The organism is Rhodophyticola porphyridii (assembly GCF_003688285.1).
In the GTDB taxonomy this organism is placed as follows: Bacteria; Pseudomonadota; Alphaproteobacteria; order Rhodobacterales; family Rhodobacteraceae; genus Rhodophyticola; species Rhodophyticola porphyridii.
Window position 1 is genome coordinate 142,293 of record NZ_RCNT01000002.1, and the last position, 15,011, is coordinate 157,303.

Consider the following 15,011-nt stretch of genomic DNA (forward strand, 5'->3'; position numbering starts at 1 on the left):
GACTGCGCGCCATATCATCCGGTTGCGGGGGTGAGACGGTAGAGCCGCGGCAGCAGTATCGGCGTCAGATACATGGGCAATTGCCAGCAGGCGATGAAGATCATGATCGGCCCCGTCACCTCGGGCGGAAGGGCGATCAGAAACAGGGCGATGTTGCGATTGCCCGCCGCCAGCGCCAGCGGGCCCGACACGGCGGCGAGCCGGGAACGGTGCAGCGCCAGCAGGACGATGGCCTGCAACCCGAAGGACAGCGCGAAGGCGGCAAGGGCCCAGAGCAGGGCAAGACCGGGATCGGTCCTGAGCAGCGGGCCGAGTGCTGCCATCAGGCCCACCACGATGATCGCGAAAAACAGGATTGCGGCCCCGTCCATCGCCCTGATCTGCCTCGCATCCGGGTTTGGCAGCAGCCAGCGCCGCAGCCCGAAACCAAGCGCTGCGGCCCCCAGAATGATCGCCAGCGTACGCAAGGCCACCCAGGCCAGAGCCACCGGGCTGACCGCCACGGGGACGGCCATCAGCACGGGGATGATCGTCAGCGGAAAGATGGCCGTGCCCAGTATCAGGAATTGCATCATCCGGGCCGGGTCCTGCCGCAGGATGATCGCCAGAGAGGCGCCGCCGGAAATCGTCGGCGCCGCGCAGGCCAGCACAAGCGCCAGCGTCAGTGCCGTGCCCGACAGACCAAGACCTGCCGCCGCCGCGATCATGGCGAGAGGCAGCGCCAGCTGCAGGATCAGCACCGCAGGAAGGCTCCAGCGGAGATCGGCAAAGGCGCCGAAGGCCGCGCGATGCCCAATGCGGAACGCGGTGACCGTAAGCAGGACCGCCACCATCTGGGGCAGCCATGGCTGCATGGCGGCGGCAAGGCCGGGCAAGGCCAGCCCGGCGATCAGCCCGGCGACCAGTGTCAGGCGTCCGTGCCGGGCGAAGACCTGCAGCGCCCGCCCGGTCCACCGGATCATTGCGGCCCTTGTCGGAGGTTTTCGGGCAGCCAGAGCGCCAGATCGGGGAACCAGATCAGCACGAAGCACATCAGCACCATGATCATGAACATCGGCAGCGCGGATTTGGCGATATAGCCCATTTCATGCCCGGTCATGCCCTGCAGCACGAAGAGGTTGAAGCCGATGGGCGGCGTGATCTGCGCCATTTCCACGACGACGATGACGAAAATTCCGAACCAGATCAGGTCGATCCCCGCCTCCACCACCATCGGCTCGACGACAGCCATGGTCAGCACGACCGAGGAGATGCCATCAAGGAACATGCCCAGAATGATGTAGAACACCAATAGCGCCATGAGCAGTTCGAACCGGCTCAACTCCAGCGCGCCGATCCCGTCTGCAAGCGCGCGGGGCAGGCCGGTGAAGCCCATCGACAGTTTCAGGAACGCCGCACCCGCAAGGATAAGCATGATCATCGCCGAGGTGCGGGTGGCCCCCATCAGGCTTTCGCGGAAGCTGTTCCAGTTCAGCGAACCCTGCCCGGCGGCCAGGATCAGCGAACCGATCACGCCGAAGGCGGCGGCTTCGGTCGCGGTGGCGATGCCGGTATACATGGAGCCGATCACCACGAGGATCAGGCAGATCACCGGGATCAGGAAGCGCGAATTCTTCAGCTTGTCGCCGAAGCTCATCGCGGTCTCGATGGTGGGGGCCCATCCTTTGGAGATCACCGAATAGGCGGCCACGTAACCCATGAACATCAGCGCCAGAACGAGCCCCGGCAATACGCCGGCAAAGAACAGCTCCGTGATCGACTGGTTGACGGCCACGCCATAGACGATCAGCGCCAGCGAGGGCGGGATCATCAGGCCGAGGGTCGCGGCGCCCGCCAGCGTCCCGATCACGATATGCTCGGGATATTTGCGCGCCCTGAGCTCGGGGATCGACATCTTGCCCACGGTCGTGAGCGTCGCCGCTGACGAGCCCGATACAGCGGCAAAGACCGTGCAGCCCACGATGTTGGTATGAACCAGCCCGCCCGGCAGCCGCGCAAGCCATGGGGAAAGGCCGCGGAACATGTCTTCGCTCAGCCTCGTGCGATAAAGGATTTCCCCCATCCATATGAAAAGCGGGAGCGCGGTCAGCGTCCAGCTCGACGAGGTGGCCCAGATCGTGGTGATCATCGTGTCGCCCACCGGCCGCGAGGTGAAAAGCTCCATCCCCACCCAGGCGACGCCCATCAGGGCGACCCCGACCCAGACGCCGGTGCCCAGAAGCAGGAAGAGAACAAAGAGAAAGAGGACGATGGCGTAAAGCTCTGTCATCGGATCACTCCCCGAAGCTCTGATCGACGATGTTGCTGCCGATGCGGTGATTGCCCTTGAACAGAACCGCAAGAAGGTTGTCGGCAAACGCGATCAGCAGGATCCCACCGCCCACCACCATCACCGATTGCGGGATCCAGAGCGCGGTGGCGTCCTGTGCCTGGCTGACTTCGTTGAATTTCCAGGACCAGTAGACGAACCAGTAGGCGTAGTAGACGAAATAGGCGATGGTCGCGGTTGCGATGGCAAAGCACCAGACCTCCAGCATCCATTTGATCTTCGGGGGAACCGCGTTCAGCAGGATCGACACCCGGATATGCGCTCCGCCATTGAGCGCGCTGGCGAAGGCCAGGAAACTGGCCGCCGCCATCATGTAGCCCGCGTAATTCGGCGCGCCGGGAAAGATATCGCCGACCCACCGCGCAACCATCTGCGCCACGATCAGAAGAAGGATCGCGATCAGGCAGAGCGCGGCCGCCACGCCGGACGCCTTGTAAAGCCAGTCGAGGAAAGAGCGGATCACACCGTGCATCTCTGCCATGGGTCAGCCTTGTCTTGAGGACCAAAGAACACCACCGGCGCGCCGACGGATCGGCGCCCCGGTGGAACCAGGATGGTGCGGCTACTGTGCGGCGGCCGCAGCTTCGCGATAGGCCTCGACGATGGCCCGGCCTTCGTCACCGGCGGCTTCCAGCCATTCATTCGTCATCGTCTCGCCGATGGCGCGCAACTCCCCCATCAGCGCTTCGCCCGCGGGTTCGACGGTCATGCCGCCGGCGCGCAGACCCGCCAGCGTGAAGCCGGTGTATTCCCGCGCCCGCCATGTGCCGGCATATTGGGCCAGGCCCGCGCAGGCGTTGATGACGTTCTGGTTGGCTTCGGACGTGTCATTCCAGACATCGGCGTTCACCATCACGTAATTCCGCGGCAGCCATGCATCCACCTCGTAGAAATGGCTGAGGCTTTCCCAGACGCGGCGGTCATAGCCGGTGGCGCCCGACGAGACCATCGACGAGGCCACGCCGGTTGCGAAAGCCTGGCTGATCTCGGCCGCCTCGATCGTCACCGGCAACATGCCCGTCAGTTCGGCGAGACGGTTCGTGGCATTGTTGTAGGAACGGAACCGGATGCCTTCCATGTCGGCGACCGAATTGATTTCCTGATTGAAATAGAGACCCTGCGGCGGCCAGGGCACCGAATAGAGCAGGTGCAGGTTCTGGCTCGCCAGAAGCTCCGTGATGGTCGGTTCGGCGGCTTCCCACAGCATGTCGTGCTCATCGAAGGAGCCGACAAGGAAGGGGATCGAGTCGAAGCCGAACAGGGCATCCTCGTTCTGATGGCCCGACAGGAGCCGCTCGCCGATCTGGACCTGACCTGTCTGGATCGCGCGTTTGATATCGGCGCCCGCAAACAGCGAGCCGCCCGGATGGGTCACGATCTCGATCTCTCCGCCGGTGCCGGTGGTCACGCATTGGGCGAACTCCGCCCCGGTCACCGAATGGAAGTTGGACCCGGAATAGGCCATCGGCATATCCCAGGTTTCGGCGCCGGCAGGCACGGCCAGGATCGCGGCCAGCGCCGCTGCGGTCAGGGTTAGGGTTTTCATCTCTCGTCTCTCCTTGTTGAGTGATTTTTTGGTTTTGCTGTGGTGCGTCATGAGGCGAACCGTGCTGGATCATAGGGCGCCATGTCCAGATTCGGCTTTTGTCCCGTCATCAGCTGCGCCAGCAGACGCCCGGTTTTCGGCCCGCCCGTCAGGCCGATATGATGGTGGCCGAACCCGACATAGACGCCGGTGCCACCGACCTGCCCGATCAGGGGCAGGCTGTCCGCAGGGGCCGGACGATGGCCTTGCCATTCCAGCTCGGCCTTGGCCTGCAACCGGGGGAAGGCCTTTGCCACTTCGCGGCGCAGAAGGGCAAAGGGCGCGGCAGAAGGCCCGGCCTCCAGCCCGCCGAACTCCACCACGCCGGCACATCTGAGACCCGCCGCCATGGGCGTCGCCACGAATTTGCCCGCCGCCACCATGATCGGCATCGCCGGGCCACCCGTCGCGTCCTCGTAGACCACGTGATAGCCGCGTTCGCTTTCCAGCGGGATCGTCAGCCCCAGCCTCTTCATCAGCGGTTTCGACCAGACGCCGGTGGCCAGGACCACATCGGTGCAGGGGATCGGCCCGGTCGTGGTTTCGACCGCGCGAACCTTGCCGTCCGTAAAGCTGAAATCCCTGACATCGGCCTTGCGGAACGTGCCGCCGAGCCGCTGAAACTCCTCTGCCAGCGCCATGACATAGCCACCGGGATCGCGGATGAAACCATGGTCCTTCATCACAGCAAGGCAATCGACTGCGGGGCCCAGATTGGGCTCGTAGTCGCGGGCGGCGTCGCCGTCGAGTATCTCGGGTTCGAAACCGGCCTCGCGGCGCAGGTCCCAGACATAGCTGTCGGCCTCGAACGCGGCGCGGGTTGCATAGGCGAAGGTGTAATCGCTCTCCACCACCCAGTCCGCCGCGCCCGTCCCCGCGCTCAACGCCTTGTGCTGATCGGCCCCGTCGCCGACGATCGGGGTCAGCCCATGGGCGATGCGGCGGGTCTCCGCGTCATTGGCATGGGCCAGATACTTCAGCAGCCAGGGCAGCAGTTTCGGCAGATAGGACCAGCGCAGAAACAGGGGGAAGTTCGGATCGAGCGCATATCGCGGACCTTTCAGGATCAACCCGGGCACCGTCACCGGTACCATCGAGCAATTGGCCAGCACACCGGCATTTCCGTAAGAGGTGCCTTGCCCTGGCGCGTCGCGGTCCAGCAGGGTCACCTGAACACCGGCGCGGCGCAGCCAGATCGCGGTGGAAACGCCGACGATACCCGCGCCGACGACAACCGTGTGCGCCTCCGTGGTCATGCGGCCAGCCCCGAGCGATTGATCGAAAACCGGGCCAGCGTATCAGGGTCCACATCCACGCCCAGACCCGGGGCATCGGGCACCACCACCTGCCCGTTCTCGACCGGGAAGGGCGTGGAGAGTATATCCTCCCTCAGGAAATAGCTGGCCTGATAGAATTCGCATCCAAGGGTAATTTCGGGTGTCGCCGCGATCATGTGGGTGCCTGCCAGATGGGCGAGGCCGCTTTCGAACATGTCGCCGCCATAGGCCGACATGCCGACGGATTGCGCCATGCGCGCCACCGTCTGGGCACGGGCCAGCCCACCCGATTTCATGATCTTGACCGACACGCCGTCGGCCAGCCCGAGGGCGGTGGCCGGCATCATGTCTTCGGGCCCGAACACGGCCTCATCGGCCAGAAGCGGCACGTCGATCGCGTCCCTCAGGCGGGCCATCAGGTCGCGCAGATGCGCCTTGACCGGCTGTTCGATGAAACCGGGCCGAAACCCGGCGACATCGCGGAGGCAGGCCATCGCCGTGTCGTGATGCAGGCCCTGATTGTAATCCACGCGGATGTCGAACTCGGGGAAATCCTTGCGGAGCCGTTCCAGCCGCAGAATGTCGAAGGCGTGATCCCTGAAGCCTGCCTTCAGCTTGATGATCCGCACCCCGTCATCGCGGAGCCGTTCCATCAATCGCAGGTCCTTGTCGAAATCCGGATCGGCAATGGAGCAGGAGAGCGGGATGCGATCCCTTGTGCGCCCGCCAAGCAGCGCCCAGACCGGAATGCCCGCGATCCGCGCGCGCAGATCGTAGAGCGCCGTGTCCAGCGCGGCCTTGGCCTCGGTGCAGTGGGCGACAGCGGCCTGCGCCTCGGCCATGATCGAGGGGTGTGCGCCCACCGGCCGCCCGATGACCAGCGGGCGGATGTAGCGGTCCAGCGCGGCGAATGACGCTTCGGCCGAACCGGTGAACACGACCCAGGGGGAGGCCTCGCCGTACCCGTATTGACCGCCTTCGGCGCCGAGCCGCAGCACCACGATCTCGATCGCGTGTTCCACCGAGCCGATGCCGTGGTCGCGCCGCGCGTTCACCGGCAAGGACAGATGCCAAAGGGCAAATTCCGTGATGATCTGGTTCTGGTCCGTCATGCATCCCCCTGCGGCAAAACCGTGCCAATGCGGGATCATCATTTCAAATACGGAGTTATGGCAAACTCATCACAAAAAATGATATATATGTCGCCATGTCCATTCGATTCCGCCAGCTTCAGGCGTTCCATGCAATCTACGAGACCGGCACGGTGACGGGCGCGGCGGCGCTATTGGGCATCTCCCAGCCCGGCATTTCCAACCTTCTGGCGCAGCTTGAGCGGGAAACCCGGTTCCGGCTGTTCGAGCGGGTCAAGGGCCGGCTGATCCCCACGCCGGAGGCCGGGGTCCTGTATCAGGAGGTCGATACGGTCGTGCGCGGGCTGGACCATGTCTCGCAAGCGGTGGTCGATCTGCAGAACAAGCAGGGTGGGCAGCTTCAGGTCGCCTCGCAACATGCGCTGTCCTTCGGGTTCATGCCGAAGCTGATCGCCCGGTTCGCGCAGACCCGGCCGGACATGTCGATCTCGTTCCAGTCGCAATACTCCTCCAAGATCCAGGAATGGGTGATGGCTGGCCTGTTCGAGATCGGTATCTGCGAAATGCCCCTGCTCTACGATGCGTTCGAGCATCACCCGCTGGCCGTGGAAACCCTTGTGGCGATGCATGAGGACAATCCGCTGGCCCGGCACGAGGTCTTGTCGCCCGCGCTGATGGAAGGGGAGCCCTTCATCGTCATGGGCCCCGATCACATGACCCATCGCCGCACGCGGGAGGCGTTTCATACCGCGGGCGTACCGTGGCGGACACGCATCCACACCCATCTGTTCAAGAACAAGCTCAGCTTCGTGAAAGAGGGGATGGGCGTTGCCATGCTCGACCCGTTCGCGCTGGATTTCGACGAGGGCGGAGGGTTCGTGACCCGCCCTTTCCGTCCGCGCATCATGATGGATCTGGTGGTCATCACCTCGCGCGCAAGGCCGCTTTCCGCACTTGGACAGGAGTTCCTGGCGCTTCTGCTGGCCGAGCTTGCACCCTATGCGGCCGCGCCGGAACCGACCGCCGGCTAGGCGCCTAGCCCATCCAGCGGCGGACCGGGGCGGCGGCCTCCTCCAACGGTTGCGAGATCACGTCGACCAGTGTCGGGCCGTCATGGGCAATCGCCTCTTTCAACACGGAGTCCAGTTTTTCGGGGTCCTCCACCCGCCAGGATTTCACCCCATAGGCGGCGGCAACGGCGGCGTGGTCGACACGCCCGAAATCCACGTTGTAGTAGCGTGCACCCTTGTCGGCCATCTGGCTGGCCTTGATCCAGCCGAAATTGGAATTGGAGAACACGATATAGGTGATGTTCGCGCCGGCGCGCGTTACGGTCTCCAACTCGCCGCAGGTGAAACCGAAGGAGCCATCGCCCATCAGGGCCACGGTCTTGGAAGAGGGCCTCCCGTACCACGCGCCAAGAGACGCGGAAAGTGCATAGCCCAGAGCGCCATGGGCACGGTTGGTGATGAAAAAGCGGCCCGCCAGAGGCTGCTGGTAATAGGCGGAAAAATACGGGCAACTGGTGCCGGGGTCGGACAGGATGGTGGCATCCTCCGGCAGCAGGCGGTTCAGCGTGGCGACCACGCGCTCGGGGCGGATCGGGGCCTGCGAGCTTTTGGCAAGCGCTTCGAACCAGGCGAACTTCCGACCTTTGAGATGGGCCACCGCCTTGGCCCCGCCAAATGTCGCCAGACCCTGCCGGCGTTTGTCGAGCGCCGCATTCAGCGCCGCAAGGGACAGGCGCAGATCGCCTACCACGCCCACCTCTGTCCGGTAATTCGCGCCGATCACCATCGGGTCATTGTCGAAATGCACGATCCGCGCGCCGGGTTTCGGGGCTTCCCATCTGGCGGTGGTGGTGGAGCCGGCGCGGCAGCCCATGAAAACGACCAGATCGGCGCCCTCCATCGCCTCCCAGGTCTCGTCCGTGCCGCCGTTCGAGCCGACCACGCCCAGAGATTGCGGATGCGAGTCGGCCAGCGCCCCCTGGCCCGAGATCGAAGTGGCGACCGGAATGTCCAGCCGGGAGGCGAGGCGGGCCAGGTCCGCCATCGCGCCCGCAATCACCACCCCGCCGCCGCAAACGATCAGCGGCGATTTCGCGGACAGGATCGCCTCCATCGCGGCATCGACGGCGTCAGGTTCGGGCGCCTGCGGATAGGCCGGGTAGCTTCGATGTTTCGGATCGGCCCAGATATCGGCCGGGTCAACCGGATCGTACTGGATGTCATAGGGCAGCCCCAGATGCGCCGCCCCGGCCCGGCCCGTGGTCATGGCGCGGAAGGCGGCGCGCAGCATGCGGGGAATATGGGCGGCCTGCACGATCACCGTGTTCCATTTGGTCAGGGGCCGCATCAATGCGGCCTGATCGACCTCGGTCAGGGGATACTTCCCGTAACTGCCGACGGAGATATCCGTGGTAATGCCCAGCACTGCATAGGAGCTTTCCGACGCCTCGATCAGCCCGGGCAGGATATAGGTGGCCCCTCCGCCGGAGGGCCCTTCGGCCACACCGGGGCGGCCGGTCACGCGGGAATAGGCATCGGCCATGTATGTGGCGGAGCGTTCGTCGCGGGTCAGCACATGGGTGATGGCACTGCCATGGGATCGCATCGCATCGTAAAAGGGCAGGGATGTGTCGCCGCAAAGTCCGAAGATATGCTGGACGTCATGCGCCTTCAGCATCGCAACCAGTGCTTCGGCCCCGTTCATTTTGTTGGTCATGGCACACGTCCCCCTTCCGGCCTGCATTTCATTCTGTATACAGCACTAAATATCTTGCAATACTCAAGTTGAAATATCATCCTGCACCGACGTTTTCGGAGGAGCCGATGATGACCGAAAGCCATGTCGACCGTCTCACCTCGCAGTTGCGCCGGATGGCGGCGGAATTCCGCATCAAACCCGATGAGCGTATCCGGGAGGGCGAGATGGCCAAGCGCCTGTCGGTCAGCCGCACACCGCTGCGCGAGGCGCTGAACCGCCTGGTTTCCGAGGGATATCTGACCTTTACGGGCGGGCAGGGATTTTTCTGCCGCTCGCTCACGCCCGAACGGATCATGGATCTTTACGAGGCGCGCGCGGCCATCGAATGCGAGGCGATGCGCCATGCGGTGAGCCGCGCCAGCCCCGCCGCCATCGCGCAACTGGCCGACGATCTGGACCGGGCCGAGCCTCTTTACGAGCGGACGACGGATCGTCTGGCATTGCTGGAGATGGACGAGGCGTTTCATATGGCGCTGGTGCGCCTGTCGGGCAATGCGGAGCTGGAACGAATGCTGGAGAACATCAACGGTCGCATCCGCTACGTGCGGATGATGGGGCTGAAGATGGAGGATGGCAGGCCGGGGCGCATGGGCGCGCACCGGACCATTCTGGGGGCCTTGATCGCGCGGGATCAGGACCTGCTCCTTGCCGAATTGCGCGCCCATATCGAGATGCGCAAGGAGGATGCGACCCAGGCGGTCCGCGACGCCTTTTCCCATATCTACGTGCAGGCGGGCTGAGCGATGCAGAAGACACCGGGTGGCAAAACCGTTTACGGCGCTTCGGTCGGGGTGCTGATGCTGGAAACACGGTTTCCGCGCATCCCAGGCGATATCGGCAATGCGCTGAGCTGGCCCTTTCCGGTGCAGTATCGTGTGGTGCGGGGGGCCACGCCGGACAACGTGGTGCGCGGCGACCCCCGGTCCCGGCTGGAGGATTTCATTGCCGCGGGGCGCGATCTGGTGGAAATGGGATGCGACGGGATCGCTACGAATTGCGGATTTCTTGCATTGCTGCAACGCGAAATGGCCGCGGAACTGAGTGTTCCCGTGGCGACCTCCGCATTGATGCAGGTGCCTATGGTGCAGGCGACATTGCCGCCGGACCGGCGGGTGGCGATCCTGACGATTTCGAGGGAAACGCTCGGCCCCGCGCATCTGGCGGCGGCGGGCGTCCCTGCCGACACGCCGGTGATCGGCACCGACGAGGGGCGCGAGTTTACCCGCGCTGTGCTGGGTGACGAGGCGGAGATAGACTTCGCGGCCTGCCGCGCGGATTTGCTGGACGCCGCCGCGACGCTGACCGCGCACCATCCCGAAACCGGCGCCATCGTGCTGGAATGCACCAATATGGTGCCCTATGCGGCGGATATCCGGCGGCAGTCCGGGCTGCCGGTCTATTCGATCCACAGTTTCCTGACATGGTTTCAGGCCGGGCTCATGCCGCGCAGGTTCCCCGGCGATCTGGACGACCCGCGCGTCTGATCGCGTCACCCCTGAACGGGCGGCGCGGGCCGCCCCATGCCGGGCTGGCGGGCCCTTTCAACCTCAGCCGTCTGCCGGGGGCGGGATCAGGGCGCTTGCCTCGATCTCGACCAGGGCCGCATCTTCGACCAGCCCCACGACCACGACCATGGTCATCGCGGGAAAATGGCGGCCCAAGACCCGGCGATAGGCTTCCCCCACCTCGCGCTGGCGGGCGAGATATTCGGTCTTGTCGGTGACATACCATGTCAGCCTCGTGATATCCTCGACGCGCCCGCCCGCCGCTTCGACCACGGCGGCGACGTTCTTCAGAGCCTGTTCCGTCTGGCCGATGAAATCATGGGTTTCGAAGACTTTCTGATGATTCCAGCCGATCTGCCCTGCGACCGACAAGCGGCCATCGGCGGCCAGAACGCCGTTGGCATACCCCTTTGCAGGGGCCCATCCGTCGGGCTGGATGATCCTTTGCGCCATTAATCGGCTCCTTCCAAATGCAGTTCTAACGTATTTCTGAGCGGGGCCGGCCACGGCAGGGGCCGCCCGTTTTGCCCCACATGCACAAGCGTGGCGCTTGCGGTGAAGCGGGTCTCTCCGTCAGCCGATCCGTGCCACGCGATGCCCAGACTGCTGGTTCCGATCCGGGTGCATCCCAGACGGATATCCAGCATGTCGCCATGGTGGCTGGGTGCGGTGAAGGTCGTCTCGATCTGCGCGGTGGGGACGGCGGCCTTCGTATGCAACTCCTCGAACGGATGGCCGATATGGTCGAAGAACGCCTCCACGCAGTCATTCATCATTTCGAAGTAACGCGGATAGAAGACGATCCCGGCGGGGTCGCAATGCTTGAAGAGCACTTTCTGACGCATCGAAAAAGCCATCATTCTACCCGCCATTCCGGGTCTGCCGCAGACGGAAGCGCTGGATCTTACCGGTCTCCGTCTTTGGCAGATCGCTCACGAAGACGATCGAGCGTGGATATTTGTAGGGGGCAATCGTGGCTTTCACATGATCCTGGAGTTCCTTGGTCAGCGCCTCCCCTGGCTCCGCGCCCGTGGAGAGAACCACATGGGCCTGGACGATCTCGCCCCGGTCGTCGTCCGGCACACCGATGACGGCGCATTCGGCCACGGCGGCATGGGCGAGAAGGGCCGCCTCCACCTCCGGGCCGGCGATGTTGTAGCCCGAGGAGAGGATGATGTCGTCATTCCGGGCGGAAAAATGGAAATAGCCTTCGGCATCCATCACGAACGTGTCGCCCGAGATGTTCCAGCCATCCTGCACGTAATCCGCCTGCCGCGCGCCCCGCAGATAGCGGCAGCCGGTGGGCCCGCGCACGGCCAGACGGCCGATTTCGCCCGCCGGCAGATCCTGCCCGTCAGACCCGATCACCTTGGCCTCGTAGCCGGTGACGGGCCTGCCGGTGCAGGCCGGTCGGTGGTCGTCGAACCGGTTGGTGATGAAGATATGCAGCATCTCCGTCGCGCCGATCCCGTCCAGCATCGGCTTGCCGGTCCGCGCCATCCATTCTTCGTAAACCGGTCCGGGAAGGGTTTCTCCGGCCGAAACCGCCGCGCGGAGCGAGGAGAGATCGGCCCCCTCATCCATCGCCTTCATCATCGCGCGATAGGCGGTCGGCGCAGTGAAGCAGACCGTCGCGCGGTACTTTTCGATGATGTCGATCATGTTGGGCGGAGAGGCGTTTTCCAGCAGCGTTGCGGCCGCGCCGAAGCGCAGCGGGAAAATCGCAAGCCCGCCCAGACCGAAGGTGAAGGCAAGCGGCGGCGACCCGATGAAGACGTCGGTATCGGTGACATTCAGTATCTCGCGCGCGTAGCCATCGGCGATGATCAGGAGATCCCGGTGAAAATGCATCGTGGCCTTGGGCGCACCAGTGGAACCCGAGGTGAAGCCCAGAAGCGCCACATCGTCCTGCGCGGTATCGATCGCCTGAAACCGGACCGGTTTTTCAAGCGCCAGTCGGTCCAGTTCGGCGTCGTGGTTCGAAGTGCCGTCGAACCCCACGACGGTTTTCAGAAAAGCGCTGTCCTTGGCGCAGGCGGTCATCTCGTCCATCAGCCGTGTATCGCAAAGCGCAAACGCGATTTCGGCCAGCTCCACATAGGACCTCAACTCGCCGGCCCGCAGCATCGGCATCGAGTTGATCACCACCGCGCCCGCCTTGGTCGCGGCCAGCCAGCAGGCGACCATCGCGGGGTTGTTGGCCGACCGGATCAGCACCCGGTTGCCGGGCCTGATGCCAAGATCGTCCACCAGCGCATGGGCCAGCCGGTTGGTCCAGTCGGTCAGCTCCTTGTAGGTGCGCCGGCGGCCGTTCCCGATCAGCGCGGTGTGATCGCCAAAACCCTTCGCCACCATCACATCGGTCAGTTCCACCGCCGCGTTCAGCCGGTCGGGGTAGTCGAAACCGTCCAGAAGCAGATCAGGCCATGTGTCCGCCGGGGGCAGGTTGTCGCGCGCAAACATGTCGGTATGGGCTGATGGTCGCAGCATAGTCTTACCCTCCCTGATGCAGGCCAAGCGCCTGACGGGCGATGACCACGCGCTGCACGTCCGAGGCGCCTTCGTAAATGCGCAAGGCCCGGATCTCGCGATAGAGCCTCTCGGTAATCTCGCCGGATTTCACGCCGTCCCCGCCATGAAGCTGCACCGCCTTGTCAATCACCTGCTGGGCATGGTCAGTGGCGAACAGCTTGGCCATCGCGGCCTCGCGGGTGATGCGCGGTGCGCCGCTGTCCTTGGTCCAGGCGGCGCGATAGACCAGAAGGGCCGCGGCATCCACATCGAGCGCCATATCCGCGATATGGCCCTGCACCAGCTGCAGATCGAAAAGCGGGGCGCCCTGAACCTCGCGGGTCGTCACCCGGGTCAGCGTTTCGTCCAGCGCGCGGCGCGCAAAGCCCAGTGCGGCGGCCGCAACGGTGGAGCGGAAGACATCAAGAACCGACATCGCGATCCTGAATCCCGCGCCCGGCGCGCCGATGAGGTTTGCGGCCGGAACGCGGCATTCCGAAAAGCGGAGCGTGGCCAGAGGATGGGGCGCAATGGTCTGGAGCCGTTCGACCACGTCGAGGCCCGGAAGATCGGCGGGGAGGACGAAGGCCGAGAGCCCCTTCGCGCCCGGCGCCTCGCCCGTGCGGGCGAAAGCCGTGTAGACATCGGCTATGCCGCCGTTGGAGATCCATGTCTTTTCGCCGTTCAGGACGAAATGATCGCCGTCGCGCCTGGCCGTCATCGTCGAATTCGCCACATCCGAGCCCGATTGCGGCTCCGTCAGTGCAAAGGCGGAAATGGCTTTTCCCGACCGGGTCAGCGGCAGCCATTCGGCTTTCTGGCTTTCTGTGCCGAAAAGGGAAATCGCACCCGTTCCCAGCCCCTGCATGGCAAAGGCGAAATCGGCCAGACCGTCATGACGCGCAAGCGTTTCCCGGATCAGGCAAAGCGTGCGCACATCCAGCGTTTCGCCGTCTGCCGCGCCGCTGTGGCGCAGCCAGCCCGCCTCTCCCAGGGCCGCGACGAGCGCGCGGCAGGCCGCATCGGTATCCCCATGGTCGATATCACCCAGATGCCGGGCGGCCCAAAGGTCCAGCTCCTGCGCCAGCGTCTTGTGATGAGGCTCGAAAAACGGCCAGTCGAGAAAGGTTCTATCTGCCATCATTCCCCCTCGAACACCGGTTTTTCCTTCTTGACGAAAGCGTCGTAGGCGCGCGTGAAATCGCCGGTCTGCATGCAGATGGCCTGCGCCTGCGCTTCGGCTTCGATCGCCTGTTCGATCGACATGGACCATTCCTGCGCCAGCATCGTCTTGGTCATCATATGCGCGAAATTGGGGCCGGCAGCGATGCGCGCCGCCATGTCCTGCGCGGTCTCCATGAGATTCTCGGCCGGAACCACGCGGTTGAAGTACCCCCATGCCGCGCCCTCCTCGGCGGTGAACGACCGGCCGGTGTAAAGCAGTTCCGCCGCGCGCCCCTGTCCGATGATCCGCGGCAGGATCGCACAGGCGCCCATGTCGCAACCGGCAAGCCCGACACGGGTGAACAGAAAGGCGGTCTTGGCCCCCGGGGCCGCAATCCGCAAATCCGATGCCATGGCGATGATCGCGCCCGCGCCCACGCAGACGCCGTCGACCGCCGCGATGACGGGCTTGCCGCAATTGACCATGGCCTTGACCAGATCGCCGGTCATCCGGGTGAAGGCCAGAAGCTCCTTCATGTTCATGCGGGTCAGGGGCCCGATGATGTCATGCACATCCCCGCCCGAGCTGAAATTCCCGCCATTCGGGGCGAAGATCACCGCATCCACATCCTCCGCATAGGGCAGGTCGCGGAACCAGTCGCGCAGTTCGGCATAGCTATCGAAGGTCAGCGGGTTCTTCCGCTCCGGGCGGTCCAGCGCGACCGTGGCGATGCCATTCTCGATCTGGCAGAGGAAATGCTCTGGGTCGGGACGGGCCAT

15 protein-coding genes are annotated in these 15,011 nt (G+C 64.4%); 3 read left to right on the plus strand and 12 right to left on the minus strand.

From position 1 onward, the window contains the following. Window positions 1–14: 14 nt before the first annotated feature. The 6 genes from D9R08_RS05270 to D9R08_RS05295 all read right to left on the minus strand — a co-directional run bounded on the left by D9R08_RS05270 (window position 15) and on the right by D9R08_RS05295 (window position 6,303). A complete protein-coding gene (locus D9R08_RS05270; RefSeq protein ID WP_121896986.1) occupies window positions 15–962 on the minus strand; it encodes a hypothetical protein in 948 nt (315 codons plus the stop codon). Next, window positions 959–2,269: a TRAP transporter large permease gene (locus D9R08_RS05275; protein WP_121896987.1), complete on the minus strand. Its 1,311-nt coding sequence runs from the start codon at window positions 2,267–2,269 to the stop codon at window positions 959–961. The genes D9R08_RS05270 and D9R08_RS05275 overlap by 4 nt, the downstream gene beginning before the upstream one ends. Window positions 2,270–2,273: 4 nt before the next feature. Beyond that, window positions 2,274–2,810, minus strand: coding sequence for a TRAP transporter small permease (locus tag D9R08_RS05280; protein WP_121896988.1), 537 nt, complete (start codon window positions 2,808–2,810; stop codon window positions 2,274–2,276). An 81-nt stretch (window positions 2,811–2,891) separates the two neighbouring features. After that, the gene (locus tag D9R08_RS05285; protein ID WP_121897270.1) at window positions 2,892–3,875 is read right to left on the minus strand and encodes a TRAP transporter substrate-binding protein; all 984 of its coding nucleotides are present in this window, start codon (window positions 3,873–3,875) and stop codon (window positions 2,892–2,894) included. A 47-nt stretch (window positions 3,876–3,922) separates the two neighbouring features. Further along, window positions 3,923–5,170 (minus strand): NAD(P)/FAD-dependent oxidoreductase, encoded by a 1,248-nt coding sequence (locus D9R08_RS05290; RefSeq protein WP_121896989.1) that lies wholly within the window; start codon window positions 5,168–5,170, stop codon window positions 3,923–3,925. Beyond that, window positions 5,167–6,303 carry an enolase C-terminal domain-like protein gene (locus D9R08_RS05295; protein ID WP_121897271.1) on the minus strand — a complete coding sequence of 379 codons (1,137 nt, stop codon included), beginning with the start codon at window positions 6,301–6,303 and terminating at the stop codon, window positions 5,167–5,169. Before D9R08_RS05295 ends, D9R08_RS05290 begins: the two co-directional genes overlap by 4 nt. Window positions 6,304–6,398: 95 nt before the next feature. Between D9R08_RS05295 and D9R08_RS05300 the strand changes: the two genes are divergently transcribed. After that, window positions 6,399–7,313, plus strand: coding sequence for a LysR substrate-binding domain-containing protein (locus D9R08_RS05300; RefSeq protein WP_121896990.1), 915 nt, complete (start codon window positions 6,399–6,401; stop codon window positions 7,311–7,313). A gap of 4 nt (window positions 7,314–7,317) precedes the next feature. Here the strand turns inward: D9R08_RS05300 and D9R08_RS05305 are convergent, their stop codons facing one another. Beyond that, window positions 7,318–9,009 carry a thiamine pyrophosphate-binding protein gene (locus D9R08_RS05305; RefSeq protein WP_121896991.1) on the minus strand — a complete coding sequence of 564 codons (1,692 nt, stop codon included), beginning with the start codon at window positions 9,007–9,009 and terminating at the stop codon, window positions 7,318–7,320. Window positions 9,010–9,077: 68 nt separating this feature from the next. On the opposite strand from D9R08_RS05305, the gene D9R08_RS05310 reads away from it, so the two are divergent. Further along, window positions 9,078–9,791 (plus strand): GntR family transcriptional regulator, encoded by a 714-nt coding sequence (locus D9R08_RS05310; RefSeq protein WP_325048862.1) that lies wholly within the window; start codon window positions 9,078–9,080, stop codon window positions 9,789–9,791. Window positions 9,792–9,794: 3 nt separating this feature from the next. Beyond that, window positions 9,795–10,535 (plus strand): aspartate/glutamate racemase family protein, encoded by a 741-nt coding sequence (locus tag D9R08_RS05315; protein WP_121896993.1) that lies wholly within the window; start codon window positions 9,795–9,797, stop codon window positions 10,533–10,535. A 63-nt stretch (window positions 10,536–10,598) separates the two neighbouring features. Here the strand turns inward: D9R08_RS05315 and D9R08_RS05320 are convergent, their stop codons facing one another. The 5 genes from D9R08_RS05320 to D9R08_RS05340 are packed head-to-tail and all read right to left on the minus strand — an operon-like array spanning window position 10,599 to window position 15,011. Beyond that, window positions 10,599–11,009: a RidA family protein gene (locus tag D9R08_RS05320; protein ID WP_121896994.1), complete on the minus strand. Its 411-nt coding sequence runs from the start codon at window positions 11,007–11,009 to the stop codon at window positions 10,599–10,601. Then, the gene (locus tag D9R08_RS05325) at window positions 11,009–11,413 is read right to left on the minus strand and encodes an acyl-CoA thioesterase (protein ID WP_121897272.1); all 405 of its coding nucleotides are present in this window, start codon (window positions 11,411–11,413) and stop codon (window positions 11,009–11,011) included. The genes D9R08_RS05320 and D9R08_RS05325 overlap by 1 nt, the downstream gene beginning before the upstream one ends. 4 nt (window positions 11,414–11,417) lie before the next feature. Continuing rightward, complete coding sequence (locus D9R08_RS05330) at window positions 11,418–13,046, minus strand: AMP-binding protein (RefSeq protein WP_121896995.1); 1,629 nt, start codon at window positions 13,044–13,046, stop codon at window positions 11,418–11,420. A 4-nt stretch (window positions 13,047–13,050) separates the two neighbouring features. Then, window positions 13,051–14,208 (minus strand): acyl-CoA dehydrogenase family protein, encoded by a 1,158-nt coding sequence (locus D9R08_RS05335; RefSeq protein WP_121897273.1) that lies wholly within the window; start codon window positions 14,206–14,208, stop codon window positions 13,051–13,053. Further along, window positions 14,208–15,011 (minus strand): enoyl-CoA hydratase family protein, encoded by an 804-nt coding sequence (locus tag D9R08_RS05340; protein WP_121896996.1) that lies wholly within the window; start codon window positions 15,009–15,011, stop codon window positions 14,208–14,210. Before D9R08_RS05340 ends, D9R08_RS05335 begins: the two co-directional genes overlap by 1 nt.

What these genes read in the sequence shown, in the direction of transcription:
- D9R08_RS05270 (WP_121896986.1), bottom strand. Translation starts at nt 962, where the DNA reads ATGATCCGGTGGACCGGGCGGGCGCTGCAGGTCTTCGCCCGGCACGGA.
- D9R08_RS05275 (WP_121896987.1), bottom strand. Translation starts at nt 2,269, where the DNA reads ATGACAGAGCTTTACGCCATCGTCCTCTTTCTCTTTGTTCTCTTCCTG.
- D9R08_RS05280 (WP_121896988.1), bottom strand. Translation starts at nt 2,810, where the DNA reads ATGGCAGAGATGCACGGTGTGATCCGCTCTTTCCTCGACTGGCTTTAC.
- D9R08_RS05285 (WP_121897270.1), bottom strand. Translation starts at nt 3,875, where the DNA reads ATGAAAACCCTAACCCTGACCGCAGCGGCGCTGGCCGCGATCCTGGCC.
- D9R08_RS05290 (WP_121896989.1), bottom strand. Translation starts at nt 5,170, where the DNA reads ATGACCACGGAGGCGCACACGGTTGTCGTCGGCGCGGGTATCGTCGGC.
- D9R08_RS05295 (WP_121897271.1), bottom strand. Translation starts at nt 6,303, where the DNA reads ATGACGGACCAGAACCAGATCATCACGGAATTTGCCCTTTGGCATCTG.
- D9R08_RS05300 (WP_121896990.1), top strand. Translation starts at nt 6,399, where the DNA reads ATGTCCATTCGATTCCGCCAGCTTCAGGCGTTCCATGCAATCTACGAG.
- D9R08_RS05305 (WP_121896991.1), bottom strand. Translation starts at nt 9,009, where the DNA reads ATGACCAACAAAATGAACGGGGCCGAAGCACTGGTTGCGATGCTGAAG.
- D9R08_RS05315 (WP_121896993.1), top strand. Translation starts at nt 9,795, where the DNA reads ATGCAGAAGACACCGGGTGGCAAAACCGTTTACGGCGCTTCGGTCGGG.
- D9R08_RS05320 (WP_121896994.1), bottom strand. Translation starts at nt 11,009, where the DNA reads ATGGCGCAAAGGATCATCCAGCCCGACGGATGGGCCCCTGCAAAGGGG.
- D9R08_RS05325 (WP_121897272.1), bottom strand. Translation starts at nt 11,413, where the DNA reads ATGGCTTTTTCGATGCGTCAGAAAGTGCTCTTCAAGCATTGCGACCCC.
- D9R08_RS05330 (WP_121896995.1), bottom strand. Translation starts at nt 13,046, where the DNA reads ATGCTGCGACCATCAGCCCATACCGACATGTTTGCGCGCGACAACCTG.
- D9R08_RS05335 (WP_121897273.1), bottom strand. Translation starts at nt 14,208, where the DNA reads ATGGCAGATAGAACCTTTCTCGACTGGCCGTTTTTCGAGCCTCATCAC.
- D9R08_RS05340 (WP_121896996.1), bottom strand. Translation starts at nt 15,011, where the DNA reads ATGGCCCGTCCCGACCCAGAGCATTTCCTCTGCCAGATCGAGAATGGC.